We start from the raw sequence: 4,358 nt of genomic DNA, 5'->3' as shown, positions 1-4,358 counted from the left end.
TCGACGAGCGGTCCCTGCGGGCCGTGCGGGCGTTCTACGACTCGATCGTCGAGACGACCGTGCCGGTGGCCTCGGTCCGCACCGCCGAGCTGACCAAGCTGCTGGAGAACACCTTCCGCCACGTCAACATCGCCCTGGTGAACGAGCTGGCGATGTTCGCCCACGAGCTCGGGGTCGACGTGTGGGAGGCGATCGAGGCGGCGTCCACCAAGCCGTTCGGCTTCCTGCGCTTCACCCCCGGCCCCGGGGTCGGCGGGCACTGCCTGCCCATCGACCCCTCCTACCTGTCGTGGCGGGTACGGCGCAGCCTCGGGCGCAGCTTCCGTTTCGTCGAGCTCGCCAACGACGTCAACGACCACATGCCCGACCATGTCGTGCGCCGGGTCCTGGAGATGCTCAACCGCCGGCGCAGCGCGGTCAACGGCAGCCGCATCCTGCTGCTCGGGCTGGCCTACAAGAAGAACACCGGTGACGCCCGGGAGTCCTCGGCGGTGCGGGTCGCCACGCTGCTCGCCGGGCTCGGCGCGCACGTGCGGGCCGCGGACCCGCACGTCGACGCCTCCTGCCTGCCGTCGGGTGTCGCCCTGGTCGAGGCGGACGCCGAGGAGGTCGCCGCCGCCGACCTCGTGGTCGTCCTGGTCGACCACGACGCGTTCTCCCGGGAGTTGGTGGCCCGCCGCGCCCGCGCCGTCCTCGACACCCGCTGCTGGCTGCCCACCCAGCGCTCCGGCCACCACGACGCCGCGCCACCCGCCACCGCCGAGATCGAACTCCTCTGACCCAACCCGACGACGGCCAGCCCGCCAACGGACAGCCACCAAATCCGGGTGGTGTCCGGCAGCCCTCCGGACACCACCCGGCCACCGATCCACCTGACTGGAGCCTTGCAAACACAATCAAATAATATGATTATTATGCTTTTAGCGGAGCGGTCAACGATGGTTTGTGGGAGTGCGCTTCTATCGCTTGTATATATCGTGTGTCCCGATCCGTAGCCAGATTACGTGAGCATGCCCAGGCCGCACAGGTAGCCCATAGCGCCACAGGGCGCGGCCGTTACGTGCCCACGTCATCTCGTTGACACCCGGGAGAGACTGGTAGCTCTTTACGCGTAGTGAGGGATGGAACCGCCCAGCAACCAGCCCTTCGTGGAACAGCACCACCGCACGTCGGAACGCAGCCTGATCCGCAGCGCTGAGTCGGTGGAACTCGGCGAGAAACCGGCTCTCCGGCTGGAAGGTGGGCATGTTGAGCACGGTAACTGCTCCGTGCCGCTGAACATTTTCCGGGGTTAGCTGGCTTGCGGGTGCTCGACAAACTCGCTCAACAGATCGTCGAACGCCTGGAAGCTCATACAGACGATGGCGTCGTCTGTCGTCTCGTCAGCCTCCGCAACAGCAGCGACTACGTCCGGTGGAGCTTCGTCCACAACTTCGTGCGGCTCTGGGACGACCACACCATAGATCTCCACACATGCACTCTACCCCGATGTAGACGTGCACGGAGCCGTAGGTGGGAGTCGGTGAGTGCCTTGCGGGCCGCGTGCCCCATTGTGGATGACTATACGTTTTGCCTCCGGTGACGCCGAACCCTCGCGGACGAGTGCGTCCTGGAGCTCCCGCAGGATGTGTGGCGACCACAGCGGACGGTAGAGGTTGGTGATCGCGAGGCGTAACAGGCTGTCGCGCAGGTGCATGGGGAACAGGACGCACGTGTCGAGCAGCGCGGCGAAGGTCATGGCGCTTCCGTGCGACGATAGGGCCTGTCGGTCGCGCGGTAGCCGTCGAACTCCTCGGAGAGGGCTACCAGTTCGTCCATGGCAGCCTCGCGTGCGGTTCGTCGCCGTTCCTGGTGGGACGGCACCGCGGATGTTGATGTGGGCGGAAGGTATCCGCGGGCTGCCGTCCCGGCTCTGGTCGCACACTGGCACGTGGTTGCTCCGGGTCGCCGTATGGCCCATTCCGATCTGTCCTGATCGCCCCGGTTAGAACTGTCGGACCCCCGCGATACAACAGCGGGCAGACCGGGCTGATCGGCAGCGACCGGTCGGTGATGGCCGGTCGAGCGACGGAGGTCGATGAGCGGTGGCGACGGGTCACGAGGAACGGCGCAGCACAGGGCGGGTCGGGGCGCCCGTCCCGCCCCGGGCGCTGGCGAAGGTGCCTTTCGTCGAGCTGACCGACGGGCGGCTGCAGGGGGTCGTGTCGAGCGGCTCGGACATCGAGCGGGTGTACGTCTCGTCGATCGCCGCCGGGACGCACGCGTACTACTGCAGCACGAACAACAACCGGCCCTGCGGCGGGCTCAACACCTGGGCGATGTGCAAGCACCTCCAGGCGCTCGTCGACGCGGCGGTGCTCCAGTACGGGACGGACCGGGTCGCGCGCTACCTGCGCGCCGACGTCGGCGACGGCGCGGCGTCGGCCGCCGACCTGATCGCCGGCCTGAGCGGGCAGCAGGAGAAGCAGCCCGCGGCGACCGTCTTCAGCGGCTTCCTACGACATCTCGGCTACCTGGAGCGGCCCGACGTCGCCGGGCCCGTTCCCGAGCTCGACTGGTTCCCGGCGGAACGGGCGGTGCTGTAGATGCGCGCGACGCAGCTGGGTGCGCTGACCGGGTCCGCGCCCGCGGGCGTCGAAGCGGCCCTCACGGTGGTGGACGGGTTCGACGACGCCCTGGCCGACGGCCTCGGCCGGCTGGGCCCGTCGGCCGTCGACGCGCTCGAGGCCCTGGCGGGCGCGGTGGCGGCGACCCCGCTCGGCCCGCGGGCCGCGGAGGCCGTGGAGAAGATCGTTGTCGGCTCGGCCGGCGACGACGCGCTGGTGGCGTTGGCCGGCGCCCGTGCCGCCCTCCTCGGCGCCGCGCACGACGCGCTGCTCACGGGCTTCGACGCGGCGCTCGGTCGAGACCGGCTGACCTGGGATGCCGGGCCGGAGGGGAACGGGCCGCCGGCGGCCGGCGCGTCCGGGCCGGCGGGCAACGGTGCGCTTGCCGGCTGCCGGTCGTGGCTGCGCGAGCTGGCGATCACCGGCTGGCGCGGCGTCGACGACGAGCTGGTCTCGTCGAGTTCCCGGGCGCGCGAGGCCGCGTGGACCGAGGCGGGCCTGCGCCGGCTGGCGGTGCTCGTCGACGGCCTGGCCACCGAGCTGCGGGCCTCCTGCCCGGTGGGGGCCGCGGCGCGGCTCCCGGTCCGGCGCTGGGGCGACCTGTGGACGCGCGCCCAACTGCTCGCCTGGCGAGGCGGCTGGACACCGGACGCGGACACGGCGGAGCGGGTGTCCGGTCGGCTGCTCGTGCTCGGCGCCGAGATCGCCGAGCACGACACCGCTGTCCGGGTCCAGGTGCACGGGATCCTCGAGGCCACCGGCGGCGCGGACGCGCCGCCGCGGCTGGTGCGTGCCGGGGTGAGCGCCGCGAAGGTGGACACGATCGTCGGGCCTGCGCTGTGGCACCTGCTGAGCGCCTACCCGGTCCTGCTGGGCGCGCTCGCCGAGCACCGCGCGGTCGAGATCGTCGAGATGGCGCTGCTCGAGGGCGGCGATCTGCTGTGGCGGGAGGACGCGGCGCGGCTCGCCGACGCGGCGGATCCGTTCGTGACCGCCCGGGTCCTGCTCGCGGGGGCGGTCGCGCCGGCCGCGGTGCCGCTGGACCGCCACCCCGTCCGGATCGCCGAGCCGGTGCTCGTGGAGGACTACGCGGCCGCGTTCGACGCCGAGCGGCGGACGGTCACGCTCGACCTGGACGGGGCCGTACTCGACGTCGACGTCAGCCCGGTCGCCGCGAACCCGGCGGCGAGCCACGGCCCGCTCACTCCCGAGCTGCTGGCCGTCTCGTCCGCCTGCCTCGGGCTGCTGCGCTGGGACGGCGGCGCCTGGCGGCTGCGCCCGCTCGCGGCCCAGGCCGTGGTCAGGCGTAAGCCGACGGCGGCGCACGCCGGTGACTGGGCCCTCGGGGTCACCGATCCGAAGATCGCGAAGGCGCACGCCAGGAACGGCGACACGGTGGCCGTCCTGCGTGAACGCGCCGGAAGGCTGCTGCGCAAGTGACCACATCCACGAACGTGACCCGGCAGGTCCGGCAGACCCGGCAGACCCTGGCGGGAGAGGCCGGCTCGTTCGACACGGTCGCCGAGAACCGGCGCCAGGTCCTGTACTGGCGGCTGCTTTCCCGGATCTTCGCCGTGGACGAGCAGCTCGCGCTGGAGTCGGCGAGCCTGGCGATCGTCGACGATCTCGACCTGCCGGCCGTTCTCCTGGACCCGGCCGTCTCCGTCGACACCGTCGTGCAGCGCTTCCCCACGCTCGCCGCCGATCTGCTGGGCCTGCTGGGCCAGGGCAACGAGACCGCGAACAGCGAGA

The 4,358-nt window shown here is 71.4% G+C and carries 4 protein-coding genes and 1 pseudogene; 4 read left to right on the top strand and 1 reads right to left on the bottom strand.

Translation table 11 applies throughout. The features are described from left to right. Positions 1-779 (top strand): nucleotide sugar dehydrogenase (locus tag AC5LSR_RS02950; RefSeq protein WP_493468117.1); only part of this gene is annotated, 779 nt, incomplete at its 5' end. 512 nt (positions 780-1,291) lie between these two features. Here the strand turns inward: AC5LSR_RS02950 and AC5LSR_RS02945 are convergent. After that, on the bottom strand, positions 1,292-1,471 hold the full coding sequence (locus tag AC5LSR_RS02945) for a hypothetical protein (RefSeq protein WP_250285339.1): 180 nt from the start codon (positions 1,469-1,471) through the stop codon (positions 1,292-1,294). A 613-nt stretch (positions 1,472-2,084) separates the two neighbouring features. Between AC5LSR_RS02945 and AC5LSR_RS02940 the strand changes: the two genes are divergently transcribed. The 3 genes and pseudogenes from AC5LSR_RS02940 to AC5LSR_RS02930 all read left to right on the top strand — a co-directional run. Then, entirely contained in the window at positions 2,085-2,585 is a 501-nt protein-coding gene (locus tag AC5LSR_RS02940) for a hypothetical protein (RefSeq protein WP_493464351.1), read from the top strand. Beyond that, positions 2,586-4,046: a hypothetical protein gene (locus tag AC5LSR_RS02935; RefSeq protein ID WP_250290680.1), complete on the top strand. Its 1,461-nt coding sequence runs from the start codon at positions 2,586-2,588 to the stop codon at positions 4,044-4,046. Continuing rightward, a pseudogene (locus AC5LSR_RS02930) lies at positions 4,043-4,358 on the top strand (hypothetical protein); the annotation flags it as partial. The gene AC5LSR_RS02935 and the pseudogene AC5LSR_RS02930, both read left to right, overlap by 4 nt.

The organism is Protofrankia sp. CiP1_Cm_nod4, assembly GCF_982290645.1.
This window is presented reverse-complemented; position numbering and strand designations above follow the sequence as displayed.